The sequence below is a fragment of the Pseudomonas sp. DVZ6 genome (assembly GCF_024259445.1).
Classification (GTDB): Bacteria; Pseudomonadota; Gammaproteobacteria; order Pseudomonadales; family Pseudomonadaceae; genus Aquipseudomonas; species Aquipseudomonas peradeniyensis.
The window spans coordinates 23,118-38,890 of record NZ_JANCLM010000050.1; the positions used below are offsets into that span (position 1 = coordinate 23,118).

Here is a 15,773-nt window from a genome sequence, read left to right on the forward strand (position 1 = left end):
TGATCCGGGAGCCGGTTCACCTGAAAATCTTAAAACCGTCACCCGCGGTTTCCTGGTTGTGCCCGCACAAGATCACGTGGCGTAGACCACGAGAACATGGGCCGGGGTCATCCCCCGCCAGAGAAATGCAAATCAGGTTTTTAGGAGCGCTGTAATGCCTGAGATCTACCATTTCCTACAACAACTGGTTAACGGATTGACCATCGGCAGTACCTACGCGCTGATCGCCATCGGTTACACGATGGTGTACGGCATCATCGGCATGATCAACTTCGCCCACGGCGAGGTGTACATGATCGGTTCCTACGTGGCCTTCATCGCCCTCGCCGGGCTGGCCATGATGGGCATCCACTCGTTGCCGATCCTGATGACCGTGGCCTTCGTCGCCACGATCTTCGTCACCAGCGCCTACGGCTACAGCATCGAACGGGTCGCCTACCGGCCGCTGCGCAACAGCAACCGGCTGATCCCGCTGATCTCCGCCATCGGCATGTCGATCTTCCTGCAGAACACTGTCCTGCTGTCGCAGGACTCAAAAGACAAGTCCATCCCCAACCTGATCCCCGGCAGCTTCTCGTTCGGCCCGGGGGGCGCTGAGGAAGTACTGGTCTCGTACATGCAGATCCTGGTGTTCGTGGTGACCCTCGTCGCCATGACCTGCCTGACCCTGTTCATCTCCCGTTCCCGCCTGGGCCGCGCCTGCCGCGCCTGCGCCGAGGACATCAAGATGGCCAACCTGCTGGGCATCAACACCAACAACATCATCGCCCTGACCTTCGTCATCGGCGCCGCGCTGGCGGCGGTGGCGGCCGTGCTGCTGAGCATGCAGTACGGGGTGATCAACCCCAACGCCGGTTTCCTGGTGGGCCTGAAGGCCTTCACCGCGGCGGTACTGGGCGGCATCGGCAGCATCCCGGGCGCCATGCTCGGCGGGCTGGTGCTGGGCGTGGCCGAAGCGTTCGGCGCCGACATCTTCGGCGACCAGTACAAGGACGTGGTGGCATTCGGTCTTTTGGTTCTTGTCCTGCTGTTCCGGCCGACCGGCATCCTGGGCCGCCCGGAGGTTGAAAAAGTATGAACAGAAATCTCAAACAGGCGTTCTTCAGCGCCTTGCTGGTCTGGGCCGTGGCCTTCCCGGTGCTGGGCCTGAAACTCAGCATCGACGGCATCAGCCTGATCGTGCACAGCCAGGGCTCGTTCACCATCAGCATCATCGCCGCTTGCTCGGTGCTGATGTTCCTGCGCGTATTGTTCGACAAGCAGTGGAGCGCGGTGATGGGCCGCCGCTCGGAGCGCAAGCTGGTTCCACCTTCGGTGACCAACTTCCTCACCCTGCCGAAGACCCAGCGCTGGGTCATCATGGGGCTGATCGTGGCGGCGCTGATCTGGCCGTTCTTCGGCTCGCGCGGCGCGGTCGACATCGCCACGCTGATCCTGATCTACGTGCTGCTGGGCCTTGGCCTGAACATCGTGGTAGGGCTTGCGGGCCTGCTCGACCTGGGTTACGTCGGTTTCTACGCCGTCGGCGCCTACAGCTACGCGATGCTCTCGCACTACCTGGGCTGGAGCTTCTGGGTATGCCTGCCGATCGCCGGCCTGATGGCCGCCACCTTCGGCTTCCTGCTCGGTTTCCCGGTGCTGCGCCTGCGCGGTGACTACCTGGCGATCGTGACCCTGGGCTTCGGCGAGATCATCCGCCTGTTCCTGCGCAACCTCACCGACTGGACCGGCGGCCCCAACGGCATCAGCAACATCCCCAAGCCTGAGTTCTTCGGCCTGACCTTCGAGCGCCGCGCCGCCGAGGGGATGCAGACCTTCCATGAGTTCTTCGGGCTGGAATACAACTCGATCAACAAGGTCATCTTCCTCTACCTGGTGGCCCTGCTGCTGGCACTGCTGGCGCTGTTCGTCATCAACCGCCTGCTGCGCATGCCGATCGGGCGCGCCTGGGAAGCGCTGCGTGAAGACGAGATCGCCTGCCGTGCGCTGGGCCTGAACCCCACCGTGATCAAGCTCTCGGCGTTCACCCTGGGTGCCTGCTTCGCCGGTTTCGCCGGCAGCTTCTTCGCCGCCCGCCAGGGGCTGGTGACACCGGAGTCGTTCACCTTCATCGAGTCGGCGATCATCCTCGCCATCGTCGTGCTGGGTGGCATGGGTTCGCAGCTGGGCGTGATTCTCGCGGCCATCGTGATGATCCTGCTGCCGGAGATGATGCGTGAGTTCAGCGAATACCGGATGCTGATGTTCGGTGCGCTGATGGTGTTGATGATGATCTGGCGTCCGCAGGGCCTGCTGCCCATGCAACGTCCGCACATGGAGCTGCCGCGATGAGCCGCGAAATTCTGCAAGTCAGCGGCCTGAGCATGCGCTTCGGCGGCTTGTTGGCGGTCAACGGCGTGGGCCTGACCGTCAAGGAAAAACAGGTGGTGGCATTGATCGGCCCGAACGGCGCCGGCAAGACCACCGTGTTCAACTGCCTCACCGGCTTCTACAAGCCCAGCGGCGGCACCATCCTGCTCGACGGCCAGCCCATCCAGGGCCTGGCCGGCCATCAGATTGCCCGCAAGGGCGTGGTGCGGACCTTCCAGAACGTGCGCCTGTTCAAGGAAATGACCGCGCTGGAAAACCTGCTGATCGCCCAGCACCGTCACCTGAACACCAACTTCTTCGCCGGCCTGTTCAAGACCCCGGGCTTCCGCCGCAGCGAGAAGGAGGCCATGGAGCGCGCGCAGTACTGGCTGGAGAAGGTCAACCTGACCGAGTTCGCCAACCGTACCGCCGGCACCCTCGCCTACGGCCAGCAACGGCGCCTGGAAATCGCCCGCTGCATGATGACCCAACCGCGGATCATCATGCTCGACGAACCGGCCGCGGGCCTGAACCCCAAGGAGACCGAGGACCTCAAGGCCCTCATCGCCTACCTGCGCGAATCCCACAACGTGACCGTGCTGCTGATCGAGCACGACATGAAGCTGGTGATGAGCATTTCCGACCACATCGTGGTGATCAACCAGGGCACGCCCCTGGCCGATGGCACGCCGGAAGAGATCCGCGGCAACCCTGATGTGATCAAGGCCTACCTGGGGGAGGCGTAAATGCTGAAGTTCGAGAACGTTTCCACCTTCTACGGCAAGATCCAGGCGCTGCACAGCGTCAACGTGGAGATCAACCAGGGCGAGATTGTCACCCTGATCGGTGCCAACGGCGCCGGCAAGTCGACCCTGCTGATGACCCTCTGCGGCTCGCCCCAGGCGAGCAGCGGCAGCATCAAGTACCTGGGCGAGGAACTGGTCGGCCAGCCGTCCTCGCACATCATGCGCAAGAGCATCGCGGTGGTGCCGGAAGGCCGCCGCGTGTTCTCGCGCCTGACCGTCGAGGAGAACCTGGCCATGGGCGGTTTCTTCACCAACAAGGGCGACTACCAGGAGCAGCTGGACAAGGTCCTGCAGTTGTTCCCGCGCCTTAAGGAGCGCTACATCCAGCGCGGCGGCACCATGTCCGGCGGCGAGCAGCAGATGCTGGCCATCGGCCGGGCGCTGATGAGCAAACCCAAGCTGCTGCTGCTCGACGAGCCGTCCCTGGGCCTGGCGCCGATCATCATCCAGCAGATCTTCGACATCATCGAACAGCTGCGCCGCGATGGCGTGACCGTGTTCCTGGTGGAGCAGAATGCCAACCAAGCGCTGAAGGTCGCCGACCGGGCATATGTGCTGGAGAACGGCAAGGTGGTGATGCAGGGTACCGGTGAAGCGTTGCTGACCGATCCGAAGGTGCGCGACGCATATCTGGGGGGTTGAATGATCAAAGGGCCTTCGCAAGGCCCTTTTTTCTGCCTGCCAGGAATATATCGCCTATGCCGGCCTCTTCGCGGGCAAGCCCGCTCCCACAGGTACATCACTGCATACAAGGGTGGTGGTGAACCTGTGGGAGCGGGTTTACCCGCGAAAGGGCCGACACACGGTCCACTTGTGATCAGCGCCCAGCCTCGGTACCGTGGCCCGTTATTCTGCAAAGTCTCCCGGAGCCCGCCCCATGCGCCTCACCCCTTCCCTGCTGCTCACCGCCTTGCTGCCGCTGTTCACCGGCTGCCAGATGCTGGCCGAAAAACCGGTAGACCCGAACCTGGGCACCACCCGCATGCAAGGCGAACTGAGCGCGGCCGGCGGTCATCTGCTGTTCAAGCCCTGCAGCGAAAGCCGCCGCTTCATCGTCAACGACGCCGCCGCCACCGGCATCCTGCAGGAAGCCGCCAACCTGGCCGACGACGCCGGTGACAAGCTGTTTGCCGACGTCCGCGCGCGCATGACCGGCAGCAAGCAGGCCGGCAGCGACGGCCAGCTTGACGTGACCCGCCTGTACCGCCTCGAAACCTCCGAATATTCCGGCTGCGAAGACCCGAACTTCAGGCAACTGACCCTGCGTGCCGGCGGCCACGAACCGGACTGGGACATCAAGGCCAGCGGCAAGGGCATGGTGCTCAACCGCATCGGCCAGGATCCGCTGGCGCTGCCTTACCTGGAAGAGGCAATGCCCGGCGGCGGCCTGAGCCTATCCAGCGAGGCCAATGGCCAGCGCGTCGAGCTGTGGGTCGCGCCGCAACGCTGCGTCGACGGCGCCACCGGGGCCATCCGCCACCTCAAGGCCGAACTGCGCATCGACGGCAAGACCCTGCAGGGCTGCGCCTACTACGGCGGCGCCCGCGACCTCTGATCACCAGGCGCTTTTATCCTGCCTGTCGGGGCGGCTAACAGCTTATACTTGGCGGTTTGTGTAAAGCCGCCGGCCGCCCATGGCCGGGATACTGGACCCTGCCATGCTACGAATCACCGAACTGAAGCTGCCCCTGGACCACTCCGACGACGAATTGCGCGCCGCCATCGTCCAGCGCCTGGGCATCAGCGATGAGCAACTGCTCGGCTTCACCCTGTTCAAGCGCAGCTACGATGCGCGCAAGAAGAACAGCGAGCTGCTGTTCATCTACACCATCGACCTTGAAACCAGCAACGAAGACGAACTGCTGCGCCGCTTCGAAGGCGACGGCAAGATCGGCGTGGCCCCGGACGTCAGCTACAAGTTCGTCGGCCAGGCCCCCGCCGACCTGCCTGCGCGCCCGATCGTGGTCGGCTTCGGCCCCTGCGGTATCTTCGCCGGGCTGCTGCTGGCGCAGATGGGCTTCAAGCCGATCGTGCTCGAGCGCGGCAAGGAAGTGCGCCAGCGCACCAAGGACACCTGGGGCCTGTGGCGCAAGAGCGTGCTCAATCCCGAGTCCAATGTGCAGTTCGGCGAAGGCGGCGCCGGTACCTTCTCCGACGGCAAGCTGTACAGCCAGATCAAGGACCCGAACCACCACGGTCGCAAAGTGCTGGAAGAGTTCGTCAAGGCCGGTGCCCCGGACGAAATCCTCTACATCAACAAGCCGCACATCGGCACCTTCCGCCTGACCAGCATGGTCGAGAAGATGCGCGAGGAAATCATCACCCTGGGCGGTGAGGTGCGCTTCGAGCAGAAGGTCACCGACCTGCTGGTGGACGGCGAGCAGCTCACAGGCGTGGTACTGCAAAGCGGCGAACAGCTGCACTCGCGCCATGTGGTCCTTGCCCTGGGCCACAGCGCCCGCGACACCTTCCGCATGCTCCACGCCAAGGGCGTGTTCATGGAGGCCAAGCCGTTCTCGGTCGGTTTCCGTATCGAACACCCGCAGTCGCTGATCGACAAGGCGCGCCTGGGCAAGTACGCCGGCCACCCGAAACTCGGCGCCGCCGACTACAAGCTGGTGCACCACGCCAAGAACGGCCGTTCGGTCTACAGCTTCTGCATGTGCCCGGGCGGCACCGTGGTCGCCGCCACCAGCGAACCGGGGCGCGTGGTCACCAACGGCATGAGCCAATACTCACGCAATGAGCGCAACGCCAACTCCGGCATCGTCGTCGGTATCGACCCCGAGCGCGACTACCCGGGCGGCCCGCTGGCCGGCATCGAGCTGCAGGAGCGCCTGGAGGCCCATGCCTACGTGATGGGCGGCAGCAACTACCAGGCACCGGCGCAGCTGGTGGGTGACTTTGTCGCCGGCCGTCCGTCCACCGCACTGGGCAGCGTCGAGCCGTCCTACAAGCCGGGCGTGACCCTGGGCGACCTGGCCCCGAGCCTGCCGGACTTCGCCATCGAGGCAATCCGTGAGGCGCTGCCGGCCTTCGACCGCCAGATCAAGGGCTACAACCTGCACGACGCGGTGCTGACCGGCATCGAGACCCGCACCTCGTCGCCGCTGCGCATCACCCGTGATGCCAGCTTGCAGAGCCTCAACCTCAAGGGCCTGTTCCCGGCCGGCGAAGGTGCGGGCTACGCTGGCGGCATTCTCTCCGCCGGCGTGGATGGCATCCGTATCGCCGAGGCGGTGGCGCGGGACATGCTCGGCCTGTAATCGCATCGCGGCTACAGGTAAAAGAAAACCCCGAACAGGCCTGGCCCGTTCGGGGTTTCTTTATATGAGCCGGAATCAGTGAGTGACGCGGCTGGTGCCATCGACGGTCATGATGCGCACACGTTCGCCCACGCGGAAAACCTCGTTCTGCTGCACTTGCTGCACATAGGCGCGCATGCTGCCATCGTCTTCACGCACGGTGATCTCGACCCCCTGGGTGCGGGTCAGGCCTTCTTCGGCGGCAGAGCCGGCCAGACCACCGGCCACGGCACCGATCACCGCAGCCACGACGCTGCCACGGCCGCCACCGATGGCGCTGCCGGCGACGCCACCGACGATGGCGCCAGCACCACCACCGATCGGGGTCTTGGTGCCTTCGATCTTCACCGGACGCAGGGATTCGATGGTACCCATGCGCACGGTCTGCACGCGGCGGGCCTCATCACGGGAGTAGCTGTCGCCGGTCAGCGACGACTGGCAGCCGCCCAGCAGCAGCGACACGGTGGTGAAGCTGGCCAGCAGCAAAGCGGATTTACGCATGGGTCAATCTCCATAAGACAGGTGTCCATTAGACTCCGCGCCTTGACAAGTGTCACGGCGCAAACGTTATAAAATTGTTTTCATTCAGCCCAGGTACAGCCTGCGCCGACTGTGTGGCGGGCTTTTACGTTCGACCAAGGATAGCCATGGATTACTTCATCGTCGTCGTGGTGACGATCGCCGGCCTGTATTTTCACGGGTGGCTGTATGTGCGCATGCGTCGCTGGATGGACCGAGACCTGGCGCTGTCACTGGCCGGGGAGGATCCGGCGAAGCGGGATTTCATGCTCAAGCTGCTGGAGCGGGCACGGGTGGAGAAGGTGCGGCGCAAGGAGTTGGCGGCGTGGCTGGAGCGGGAGGCGGCGGGGTATCGGTAATGCTGGGGCTGCTTTGCAGCCCATCGCGGCACAAGGCCGCTCCTACAGGGGTTACGCGATCCCTGTAGGAGCGGCCTTGTGCCGCGATGGGCCGCGCAGCGGCCCCAGATGTCAGGGCGCCAAACGCTCGCGCAGCCACTGGCCATCGACCAACCGGAAGTTCAGCCGGTCGTGCAGACGACTGGCACGCCCCTGCCAGAACTCGACACGCTCCGGCACCAGGCGGTAGCCGCCCCAGTGTTCCGGGCAATGCGGTTGGGTGTCGGAAAAGCGCGCCTCGGTGGCCTTGACCAGCCCTTCCAGTTCCTCGCGGTCGGCAATCACCCGGCTCTGCGGCGACGCCCAGGCGCCCAGGCGGCTGCCTAAAGGACGTACCTGGTAGTAGTCATCCGACTCCTTGGCCGTGACCTTTTCCACCCGCCCTTCGATCCGCACCTGACGCTCCAGCGCCGGCCAGAAGAAAGTCATGGCCGCGAACGGGTTCGCCGCGATGTGCTGGCCCTTGGCGCTTTCATAGTTGGTGAAGAACGTGAACCCTCGGGCATCGAGGGCCTTGAGCAACAGCACCCGGCAATGCGGACGGCCATCGGCGTCGACGGTCGCCAGGGTCATGGCGTTGGCTTCCACCGGCAGCTGCTCGGTCTTCAGCGCATCGGCGAACCAGTGGTGGAACAGCGCGAACGGCTCCCCCGGGGCCTGGGCTTCAGCCAGGCCATCACGGGTGTAGTCGCGGCGCATATCGGCCAGGGATTGGGTCATGACTGCGTTTCCTTGACGATCAGTTGGTCTTCGCAGGGCTGTTGGCGGCGACTTTCTTGTCGGTGGCGGCCTTCTTCGCGGCGGGCTTGGCCGGAGCGGCTTTCTTCTTCGCGGCGGTGCTGGCCTTGGCAGGCGCCTTGGCCTTGGCGGCCGGCTTTTTCGCGGCTGGCTTGGCAGCGGCCTTGGCGGCTGGCTTGGCCGCCGGGGCCTTGGCGTCCTGGGTGGCGACCATTGCCGCCGGGGCTGGCGCCGGGGCGGCCTGCTGGTACTTGGCCAGCAGCGCGATCATGGTGTTCTGCGGGGTCAGCAGCAGCTCGACGCGGCGGTTCAGGGCGCGGCCCTCTGCGCTGTCGTTGGCGGCGCGCGGCATCACCGAGCCCATGCCCTTGAGCATCAGGCGGTCACGCTGCAGGCCGCTGAGACGGAAGATCGCCGACACCGAAGCAGCGCGCTCGAGGCTGAGCTTCTGGTTGGCGGCGGTGGCGCCGCTGCTGTCGGCGTGGCCAAGCACCAGCACGGCGGTCTTGGTGTCGGTCTCGATGGCCTTGGCCACCTGGGTGATCGGGCCGAGGGTGACCGGCAGCAGCATGTTCGGACGGTCCGGGTTGTAGGAGCTGTCCACCGGAATGGTTACCGCCAGCACATCTTCACGGCGTTCGAGTTCAAACTTGCTGCCCTTGATCGCCTCGCGGACCTTCGGCTCGTACTGGTCGAGCCAGGCCTGGGTGGCCTTCTGGTCGATCTTCGGCACCGTCGCGACCTTGTCCTTTTTCTCATCGCTACCGAACGGCCACCACCAGCGGCTGGCGCTTTCGGACTTGGCATCAGCCTTGGCGACGTTTTCGACGACGGCCTCCTTCACTTCCTTGTCGGCGACCTTGTCGGAGCCGAAGGGCCACCAGTTCAAGCCACTGTCCTTGGCGGCGTCCTGGGAATGGCTGGCGCAGCCGGTCATGGCCAGGCACAGGGCGAGTGCTAAGGTTTTATGTGAAGACATCAGCGATACACCATGAAATAGAAAGAAATTTTGCCCATACGCGTCAGGCGTTGGCATTGAGGATAGTCAAAGGGTCCGGGCAATACCCGCGTTACCCGATCAAAGGCAACTGCCAAGGACCCGCACCAGGCGTTGGGCGCGCGGGTCCATCAGCACGTAGGGGCCCAGGGTATTGGTGACGAAGCCAAAGGCCACGTCGTGTTCGGGATCGGCAAAACCGACCGAGCCGCCCGCACCGGGATGGCCGAACGCCCGTGCGCCAAGGCCGAAGGTGGCGTTGGCCAGCTCCGGCTGGTCGAGCATGCAGCCCAGGCCGAAGCGGGTCTGGGTCAACAGGGTGCGGTCCTGGCCGAGGCTGTGCTCGCGGGTGAGTTCGTCAAGCAGTTCGGACTCCAGCAGGCTGCCGTCGAGCAGGCCGGCATAGAAGCCCGCCAGGCTGCGGGCGTTGCCGTGGCCATTGGCCGCCGGCTGCTGCATGCGCCGCCATTCGGGCTTGTTGGTGCTGGTGAGGATCGCCGGCGGGTTGGTGAAGGCCCGGGTGGACAGGGCCTCGGGTTCGCGCAGGGTGACCTGCAGCAGGCGCTGGGCCGCGGCATCGCCGGGGTTACCCTTGCCGCGGGCGATATGCGCCACGCGGTGGAATTCGTCGTCCGCCAGGCCAACATGGAAATCCAGCCCCAATGGCCGGGCGGTTCGGGCCACGATCGAGTCGCCGGGGCCGCGACCGTCGGCGCGGCGGATCAGCTCACCGATCAGCCAGCCATAGGTGATCGCCGCATAACCGTGTTCGCTGCCGGGCGTCCACCAGGGCGCTTCGGCGGCCAGGGCATCGACCATGGTCTGCCAGTCGTACAGCGCCTCGGCTGGCAGCAGCTCACGGATGGCCGGCAGGCCGGCGCGATGGCTGAGCAGCTGGCGCAGGGTGACCTGCTCCTTGCCGGCCTGGGCGAACTCCGGCCAGTAGCGTGCCACCGGCGCATCGAGGGCCAGCTTGCCCTCGCCCACCAGTTGCAGGGCGGTGACGGCGGTGAAGGTCTTGGTGCAGGAGAACAGGTTGGCGATGGTATCGCTGTGCCAGGCCTCGCGGCCGTCCTTGTCGGCGCTGCCGGCCCACAGGTCGACCACGGTCTCGCCGCCAACCTGGATGCACAATGCGGCACCACGTTCCTGGGGATCCTCGAACAACGCGGCGAAGGCATCGCACACCGCCTCGAACTTCAGCTCATAGTGACCCTGGATCTGCACCCGACTACCTCTCTGTACGACCTGGCTTGCAAAGGGGTGCATTGTTTCAGTAGTTGGGCGATTTGCAAACTGGATATGGCTGGGTGGTTGTCAGGGGCGTCCTTGTTCCCTGATGGAACGCTATCGCGGGGCAAGCCCGCTCCCACGAAAGCGCTCCCAGGGACAGCGCTCATTTTTTGGGGGCGGGCTTGTCCAGTTCGGTGCGTAGCTGCGTGAGGATCTGCAGGTTGCTCCGGCGCACGGTTTCGACGAAGCCCGGGTAGCTCACGTCGGTAATGGCTACCAGGCCCAGGTGGCCGTTTTCGCCATCCAGCAGCCTGCCGCTGGCCGGTTGGTCGAGATACTGGAACCAGTGCGCGCCGACGATCATCGGTTGGGCCATGGCGGCCTTGAGGAAGTTGGCATAGGCCGGGCCCCGATCCTCCTCGCGGGCCACTTCAAGCGGGCCGGGCCAGAACGGACCGCGATCGCGGGAGCCGAACTGGAACTCCGAGACCAGCACCGGCTTGTCCAGCTCGGCCAAACGGGCGAAGTCATAGCCGTTATCTGGCTTCAAGGTATAGAAGTTGAAGCTCAGCACATCGCAGAACCTGGCGCAGGCCTTCACCGCCTCGGGCGTGCTGACCGCATAGCGCCCGCCCAGCAGCAGATGGTTGGGCGCATGCCATTTCAGGGCATCGGAAATGGTCTTGAAATAGGTTTCGGCAAACACCTGCTGGAAATACTGGTAGTCGCGCTCGATTTCCGGGTGCTCCGGATTGGGCAATGGCGCCTCGAACCCTGGGTCTTCCATCAACTCCCAGGCGGTCAGCTCGATCCCCCAGGCCTTCGACAACCCTTGCTGGTTGCGGTATTTGTCGCGCAACTGCTTGAGGAAGGCACGCTTGGCCGGCACATCGGTGGTCAGGCGCAAGGTGCCATAGGCCAGGCCGTAGCGTGCCTTGGGGTCGTCGCCGGGGGCGGCCCAGGCCAGTTCGTTGTCGGCGAAGTAACCGATCAGCCAGGGGTCGTCGCGGTGATCCCGGGCGGCGATGGCCACGGCGCGCTCAGTGGCCATGGCGAAGCGCGGGTCGAACGGGTCGGGCATGCGACCCCACCAGTCCATGCCGGTGCTGATGCTGGCGTAGTCACCGACAATCGACAAAGGCAACGTGAACGGCAGGCGCCTGGCTTGAGCGAGCGCCGGGTCGCTCCAGTTGCCGAGTGTGTTGAAGCCCCAGGCCTGCAGGCGATCCAGGGTGTGGGCCTGCCAGCGCAGTTCGTCCAGGGCCGGCGCCGGGCAGGCCGTGCCATCCTGCGGGCAAGGCTTGCCGTACGTGCGCTGCAGGTTGGCCGCATAGAAATCGAACCAGCGCCCTTGCTTGAATTCCCGGCCTTGGGACGAGGCATTGCCGTCGTCGTTGTTGCCTTCGCCGTAGAAGGCAGTCAACGCATCGCCTTCGCCCGGCAAACCCTTGAACATGCCTTCGCGACCGGCAACATAGGTGCGCCCACCATCGGCGGCAACGGCATTGACGCCGAGCGAATAGAACGGATGCCCGTCCGGCGTCACCAGGTACCAACGCCCGTCGCGTTTCTCGGTGCGGAAGAAGCCCTTGGCTTCGAAGGCCGGCCCCGCGAGCAGACCGCCATAGGTGTCCAGCTTGAGTTTTTCGCGCTCGGCCAACCAGGCTTTGAGCAATGCCTGTTCGCGGTTGTCGGCGGCCTTGAGCTGCTCATCACCGACGATCTTCTCCGGCCAGCGGCCACGGGTCGATTGCCCATAGGCATCGATCAATTCGCTGTAGGCAGCCTTGAACGCCTGGTCGTCATCCTGCAGGCCGACCTTCTCGATCAGCAGGCTCTGGGCCACCTTGGGGCCGGGAATGCTCAGGCTGACCGAAGTAACCTGTGCCAGGTCCACCGCACCTTCGCTGCTGGTGAGCAGCAGGCGCTGTCCTTCGAAAGTCCAGGGCATCGGAGGCCCGGCGCGCATGCCCCGGCTCAATGGTGAACTGGCCTTGAGCGGAATCATCACGGTCTGTGCGGGCCCGGCCGGCAGATCGATGCGGCTGGTGAGGGTGCGCCCGTCGCTGCTTTGCACCGTCACATCGACGGTCAGCGCCCAGTCCATCCCGCTCTGCAGGCGCAGGGTCAGTGCCTGGCCGGTGCTCCAGTCCCACGCTCCGCCTTGCGGTGCGAGGCGCAGGGTCGGCTGCGCCACCGGGTTGAACACCACCCGCCGCAACACTTCGCCTTCGGCTGTCTGTTCCGCGTTGTACTGCGGCAGGCTGGCGTCCTGGGTGACGACATTCACCACCGAGGCCGGGCGCACGAAACTGAACAGCGTCTGTTGCCCGGCCAGCAAGGGCGCACTGAACAACAGGGAGAACACGACAGGCAGGGTGCGGCGGATCATAGGGCGGTGACTCTCCTTCGGAGCCCGTCATGGGCTCACAATCGAGTAATGGACAACGGGATGTGCGTCTTGCTCCGACGCTCAGCCGATTTCCCGTCGGAACGGTGGCAGCGCATTGAGGATAGCCTTGCCGTAGCGCTGCGTGACCAGACGGCGGTCGAGCAAGGTGATGACGCCTCGGTCCTGCTCGGTGCGCAGCAGCCGTCCGCAGGCCTGGATCAGGCGCAGCGAGGCGTCGGGTACGGCGATTTCCATGAACGGGTTGCCGCCACGGGCCTCGATCCACTCGGCCAACGCGGCCTCGACCGGATCATCCGGCACGGCGAAGGGGATCTTGGCGATCACCACGTGCTCGCAGTAGGCACCCGGCAGGTCGACACCCTCGGCGAAACTGGCCAGGCCGAACAGCACGCTGTGCTGGCCGTCGTCGACCCGCGCCTTGTGCTTGTTCAGGGTCTCCTGCTTGGACAGGTTGCCCTGGATCAGCACCAGCTTGCGCCAGTCGCGGTCCAGGCCATCGAACACGTCCTGCATCTGCTTGCGCGAGGAGAACAGCACCAGTGCGCCACGCGCGTCCTCGACGATGCCCGGCAGCTCGCGGATGATCGCCGCTGTATGGGCCGTTGCGTCCCGCGGGTCGGCGCCCAGGTCCGGCACCCGCAGCAGGCCGGCGTCGCCATGCACGAACGGACTGGGCACCACGCACTGCACCGCGTCGCGGGGCAGGCCCGAACGCATGCGGAAACGGTCGAATTTGCCCAGGGCAGTGAGCGTCGCCGAAGTCACCAGGGCGCCATAAGCGACGTTCCACAGGCTCTTGCGCAGCATCTCGGCGGCCAGGATGGGGCTTGCATTGACCTCGATGTCGAACAGCGCGCCGCTTTCGGCCAAGGTCAGCCAGCGGGCCATGGGCGGATTGTCTTCCGGGTCTTCGGCGGTGAAGGCGGTCCACAGTTCCCAGTTACCCTGGGCGCGGGTCACCAGGCTGCCGAACAGCGGGTACCACTCCTCGGCCTGGTGGCTGGCAATCCCGATGTTGTTCTCGCCGTCCATGCCTTCCTTGAGCAGGTCGGCCAGGCGGGTGAACAAGTCGTTGAGGCGGGCGAAGCCTTTCTTGAGCTCGATGCCGACTTCGCGGATCTGCTCCGGCACCACGCCACCTTCGAAACGGTAGCGCGGGCGGTCGCGGCCTTCCATGTCCTCGCCGGCGCGGAAATCCGCCACCTGCTCACAGAGGGTGAACATGAACTGCTGCTGGGTGCGGACCTCACGCGCCAGCTCCGGAACCTGCTCGATGTACTTGCCAAGGTCGCCCGGCAACGGATGCTGGGCCAGCAGCTTGGTCAGGTTCTTGGCGGTCTGCTCCAGCCAGTCGGCGGTGGAGCGCAGGCGCGAATAATGGGCGAAGTGGCCGATGGCCTTGTCGGGCAGGTGGTGGCCTTCATCGAACACGTACATGGTGTCGCGCGGATCGGGCAGCACGGCGCCACCGCCCAGGGCCAGGTCGGCCAGGACCATGTCGTGGTTGGTGACGATCACGTCGACCTTGCCCATGCCTTCACGGGCCTTGTAGAACACGCACTGCTGGAAGTTCGGGCAATGTCGGCCGGTACACTGGCCATGGTCGGTGGTCAGGCGAGCCCAGTCCTGGTCTTCGACAGCCTCCGACCAGCTGTCGCGGTCACCGTCCCAGCGGTTGCCGGCGAGCTTCTCGATCATGCTGTTGAACAGCTTCTGGCTGCGCTCGTCGACCTCGATGCGAAAGCCTTCCTCCTCGAACAGCTGGGCGGTGGCCGACTGGGCATGGCCTTCCTGCAACAGGACGTCGAGCTTGGACAGGCACAGGTAGCGCCCGCGCCCCTTGGCCAGGGCGAAGCTGAAGTTCAGCCCGCTGTTGCGCATCAGGTCGGGCAGGTCCTTGAAGACGATCTGCTCCTGCAGGGCCACGGTCGCGGTGGCGATCACCAGGCGCTTGCCGGCGGCCTTGGCGGCGGGGATCGCGGCCAGGCTGTAGGCGACGGTCTTGCCGGTACCGGTGCCGGCCTCGACGGCCACCACGGCGGGCTCACCGGCACGGCGGCCGTCGTCGTCGCAGGCGATGTCGCCGAGCACCTTGGCCACTTCGGCGATCATCAGGCGCTGACCGTAGCGTGGCTTGAGGCTTTTGGCTTCGAGGAAACGCGAGTAGGCGCCCTGGATGGTGGCTTTGAGTTCGTTGCTGATCATGGTCTGCAGGCGCCCGGAGGGCTGGATATATTTTCAGTGTTTCGCATGGGCCGGCTATCATACCCCGCTATTGCCCTTTGTGCCGCATGGAGATCCGGATGCTTGCCTTTGCCCTGCCCTACACCTTGCATGTCCTGGCTGCCCTCGTCTGGGTCGGGGGGATGTTCTTCGCCTGGCTGGTGCTGCGGCCGGCAACGGTTGCCGCGCTGGAGGGGCCCGCGCGGCTGCGGTTGTGGGTGGAGGTTTTCCAGCGGTTCTTCAGATGGGTCTGGCTGGCGGTGGCGGTGTTGGCTGTCAGCGGGGTCGGGATGATTCACCTGCGGTTTGCCGGGTTCGAGACCGCGCCTCGTTACGTGCAGGTGATGATTGGCGGGGGGATTGTCATGTTTGCGTTGTTCATGCGGGTTCAGTCTTTGTTGTTGCCTGAACTGCGGACGGCGGTGGAGGCTGGGGATTGGGCTTCGGGGGCTGGGGTGCTGGGGCGGATTCGGCGGTTGGTGGGGGTTAATTTGTTGATTGGGGTTTTGGTGGTGGGGGTGGCTAGTTCGCGGGTTTGGGTTTGAGGGGTTCGGGTTCTGATTCCTTGGTGATTGTTTTGGTTTTTGTATGCGCATTCGTAGGTGATGTCGACATTTAGTCACCTTTTCGCCTTTACGGCGACCTACTTTTCTCTAGGGAAAAGTAGGCAAAACCGTTCCGCTCCGTTCATCCGTCCCGCTCGTGGCGGGATTCCCTCACGCCATTGTTTGCTCCCGGGAGGACCGCGCTGAACGCCCCATCCTGGGGCGCAGCGCTTGACGGGCATCCATG

Annotated in this window: 14 protein-coding genes; 8 read left to right on the top strand and 6 right to left on the bottom strand. The window is 64.9% G+C overall.

Features of this window, described 5'->3' with window-relative positions; all coding sequences use genetic code 11:
- Positions 1–154: 154 nt before the first annotated feature.
- From livH to NMG10_RS23320, 6 genes are all read left to right on the top strand, one after another.
- On the top strand, positions 155–1,078 hold the full coding sequence (gene livH / locus NMG10_RS23295; RefSeq protein ID WP_028692119.1) for a high-affinity branched-chain amino acid ABC transporter permease LivH: 924 nt from the start codon (positions 155–157) through the stop codon (positions 1,076–1,078).
- Positions 1,075–2,331, top strand: a complete 1,257-nt coding sequence (locus tag NMG10_RS23300) for a high-affinity branched-chain amino acid ABC transporter permease LivM (RefSeq protein ID WP_028692120.1) — start codon at positions 1,075–1,077, stop codon at positions 2,329–2,331. Before livH ends, NMG10_RS23300 begins: the two co-directional genes overlap by 4 nt.
- Positions 2,328–3,095, top strand: a complete 768-nt coding sequence (livG, locus tag NMG10_RS23305) for a high-affinity branched-chain amino acid ABC transporter ATP-binding protein LivG (RefSeq protein WP_028692121.1) — start codon at positions 2,328–2,330, stop codon at positions 3,093–3,095. Before NMG10_RS23300 ends, livG begins: the two co-directional genes overlap by 4 nt.
- Positions 3,096–3,797 (top strand): ABC transporter ATP-binding protein, encoded by a 702-nt coding sequence (locus tag NMG10_RS23310; RefSeq protein WP_203647733.1) that lies wholly within the window; start codon positions 3,096–3,098, stop codon positions 3,795–3,797.
- Positions 3,798–4,032: 235 nt separating this feature from the next.
- Entirely contained in the window at positions 4,033–4,710 is a 678-nt protein-coding gene (locus tag NMG10_RS23315) for a COG3650 family protein (protein WP_203647734.1), read from the top strand.
- A gap of 103 nt (positions 4,711–4,813) precedes the next feature.
- Positions 4,814–6,421 (top strand): NAD(P)/FAD-dependent oxidoreductase, encoded by a 1,608-nt coding sequence (locus tag NMG10_RS23320; RefSeq protein WP_232855818.1) that lies wholly within the window; start codon positions 4,814–4,816, stop codon positions 6,419–6,421.
- Positions 6,422–6,496: 75 nt separating this feature from the next.
- Here the strand turns inward: NMG10_RS23320 and NMG10_RS23325 are convergent, their stop codons facing one another.
- Positions 6,497–6,961 (bottom strand): glycine zipper 2TM domain-containing protein, encoded by a 465-nt coding sequence (locus tag NMG10_RS23325; protein WP_050704227.1) that lies wholly within the window; start codon positions 6,959–6,961, stop codon positions 6,497–6,499.
- A 146-nt stretch (positions 6,962–7,107) separates the two neighbouring features.
- On the opposite strand from NMG10_RS23325, the gene NMG10_RS23330 reads away from it, so the two are divergent.
- A complete protein-coding gene (locus NMG10_RS23330; RefSeq protein ID WP_028692125.1) occupies positions 7,108–7,338 on the top strand; it encodes a hypothetical protein in 231 nt (76 codons plus the stop codon).
- Positions 7,339–7,449: 111 nt separating this feature from the next.
- Here the strand turns inward: NMG10_RS23330 and pdxH are convergent, their stop codons facing one another.
- From pdxH to dinG, 5 genes are all read right to left on the bottom strand, one after another.
- Positions 7,450–8,097: a pyridoxamine 5'-phosphate oxidase gene (pdxH, locus tag NMG10_RS23335; protein WP_203647735.1), complete on the bottom strand. Its 648-nt coding sequence runs from the start codon at positions 8,095–8,097 to the stop codon at positions 7,450–7,452.
- Between the two features lie 19 nt (positions 8,098–8,116).
- Entirely contained in the window at positions 8,117–9,094 is a 978-nt protein-coding gene (locus NMG10_RS23340; protein WP_232855817.1) for an OmpA family protein, read from the bottom strand.
- Between the two features lie 99 nt (positions 9,095–9,193).
- Entirely contained in the window at positions 9,194–10,339 is a 1,146-nt protein-coding gene (locus NMG10_RS23345; protein ID WP_254465212.1) for a serine hydrolase domain-containing protein, read from the bottom strand.
- A gap of 169 nt (positions 10,340–10,508) precedes the next feature.
- Positions 10,509–12,737: a beta-galactosidase gene (locus tag NMG10_RS23350; protein ID WP_254465213.1), complete on the bottom strand. Its 2,229-nt coding sequence runs from the start codon at positions 12,735–12,737 to the stop codon at positions 10,509–10,511.
- Positions 12,738–12,818: 81 nt separating this feature from the next.
- Positions 12,819–14,963, bottom strand: coding sequence for an ATP-dependent DNA helicase DinG (dinG, locus tag NMG10_RS23355; protein WP_203647739.1), 2,145 nt, complete (start codon positions 14,961–14,963; stop codon positions 12,819–12,821).
- A 98-nt stretch (positions 14,964–15,061) separates the two neighbouring features.
- Between dinG and NMG10_RS23360 the strand changes: the two genes are divergently transcribed.
- Positions 15,062–15,526 carry a CopD family protein gene (locus NMG10_RS23360; protein ID WP_186716121.1) on the top strand — a complete coding sequence of 155 codons (465 nt, stop codon included), beginning with the start codon at positions 15,062–15,064 and terminating at the stop codon, positions 15,524–15,526.
- Positions 15,527–15,773: the final 247 nt, after the last annotated feature.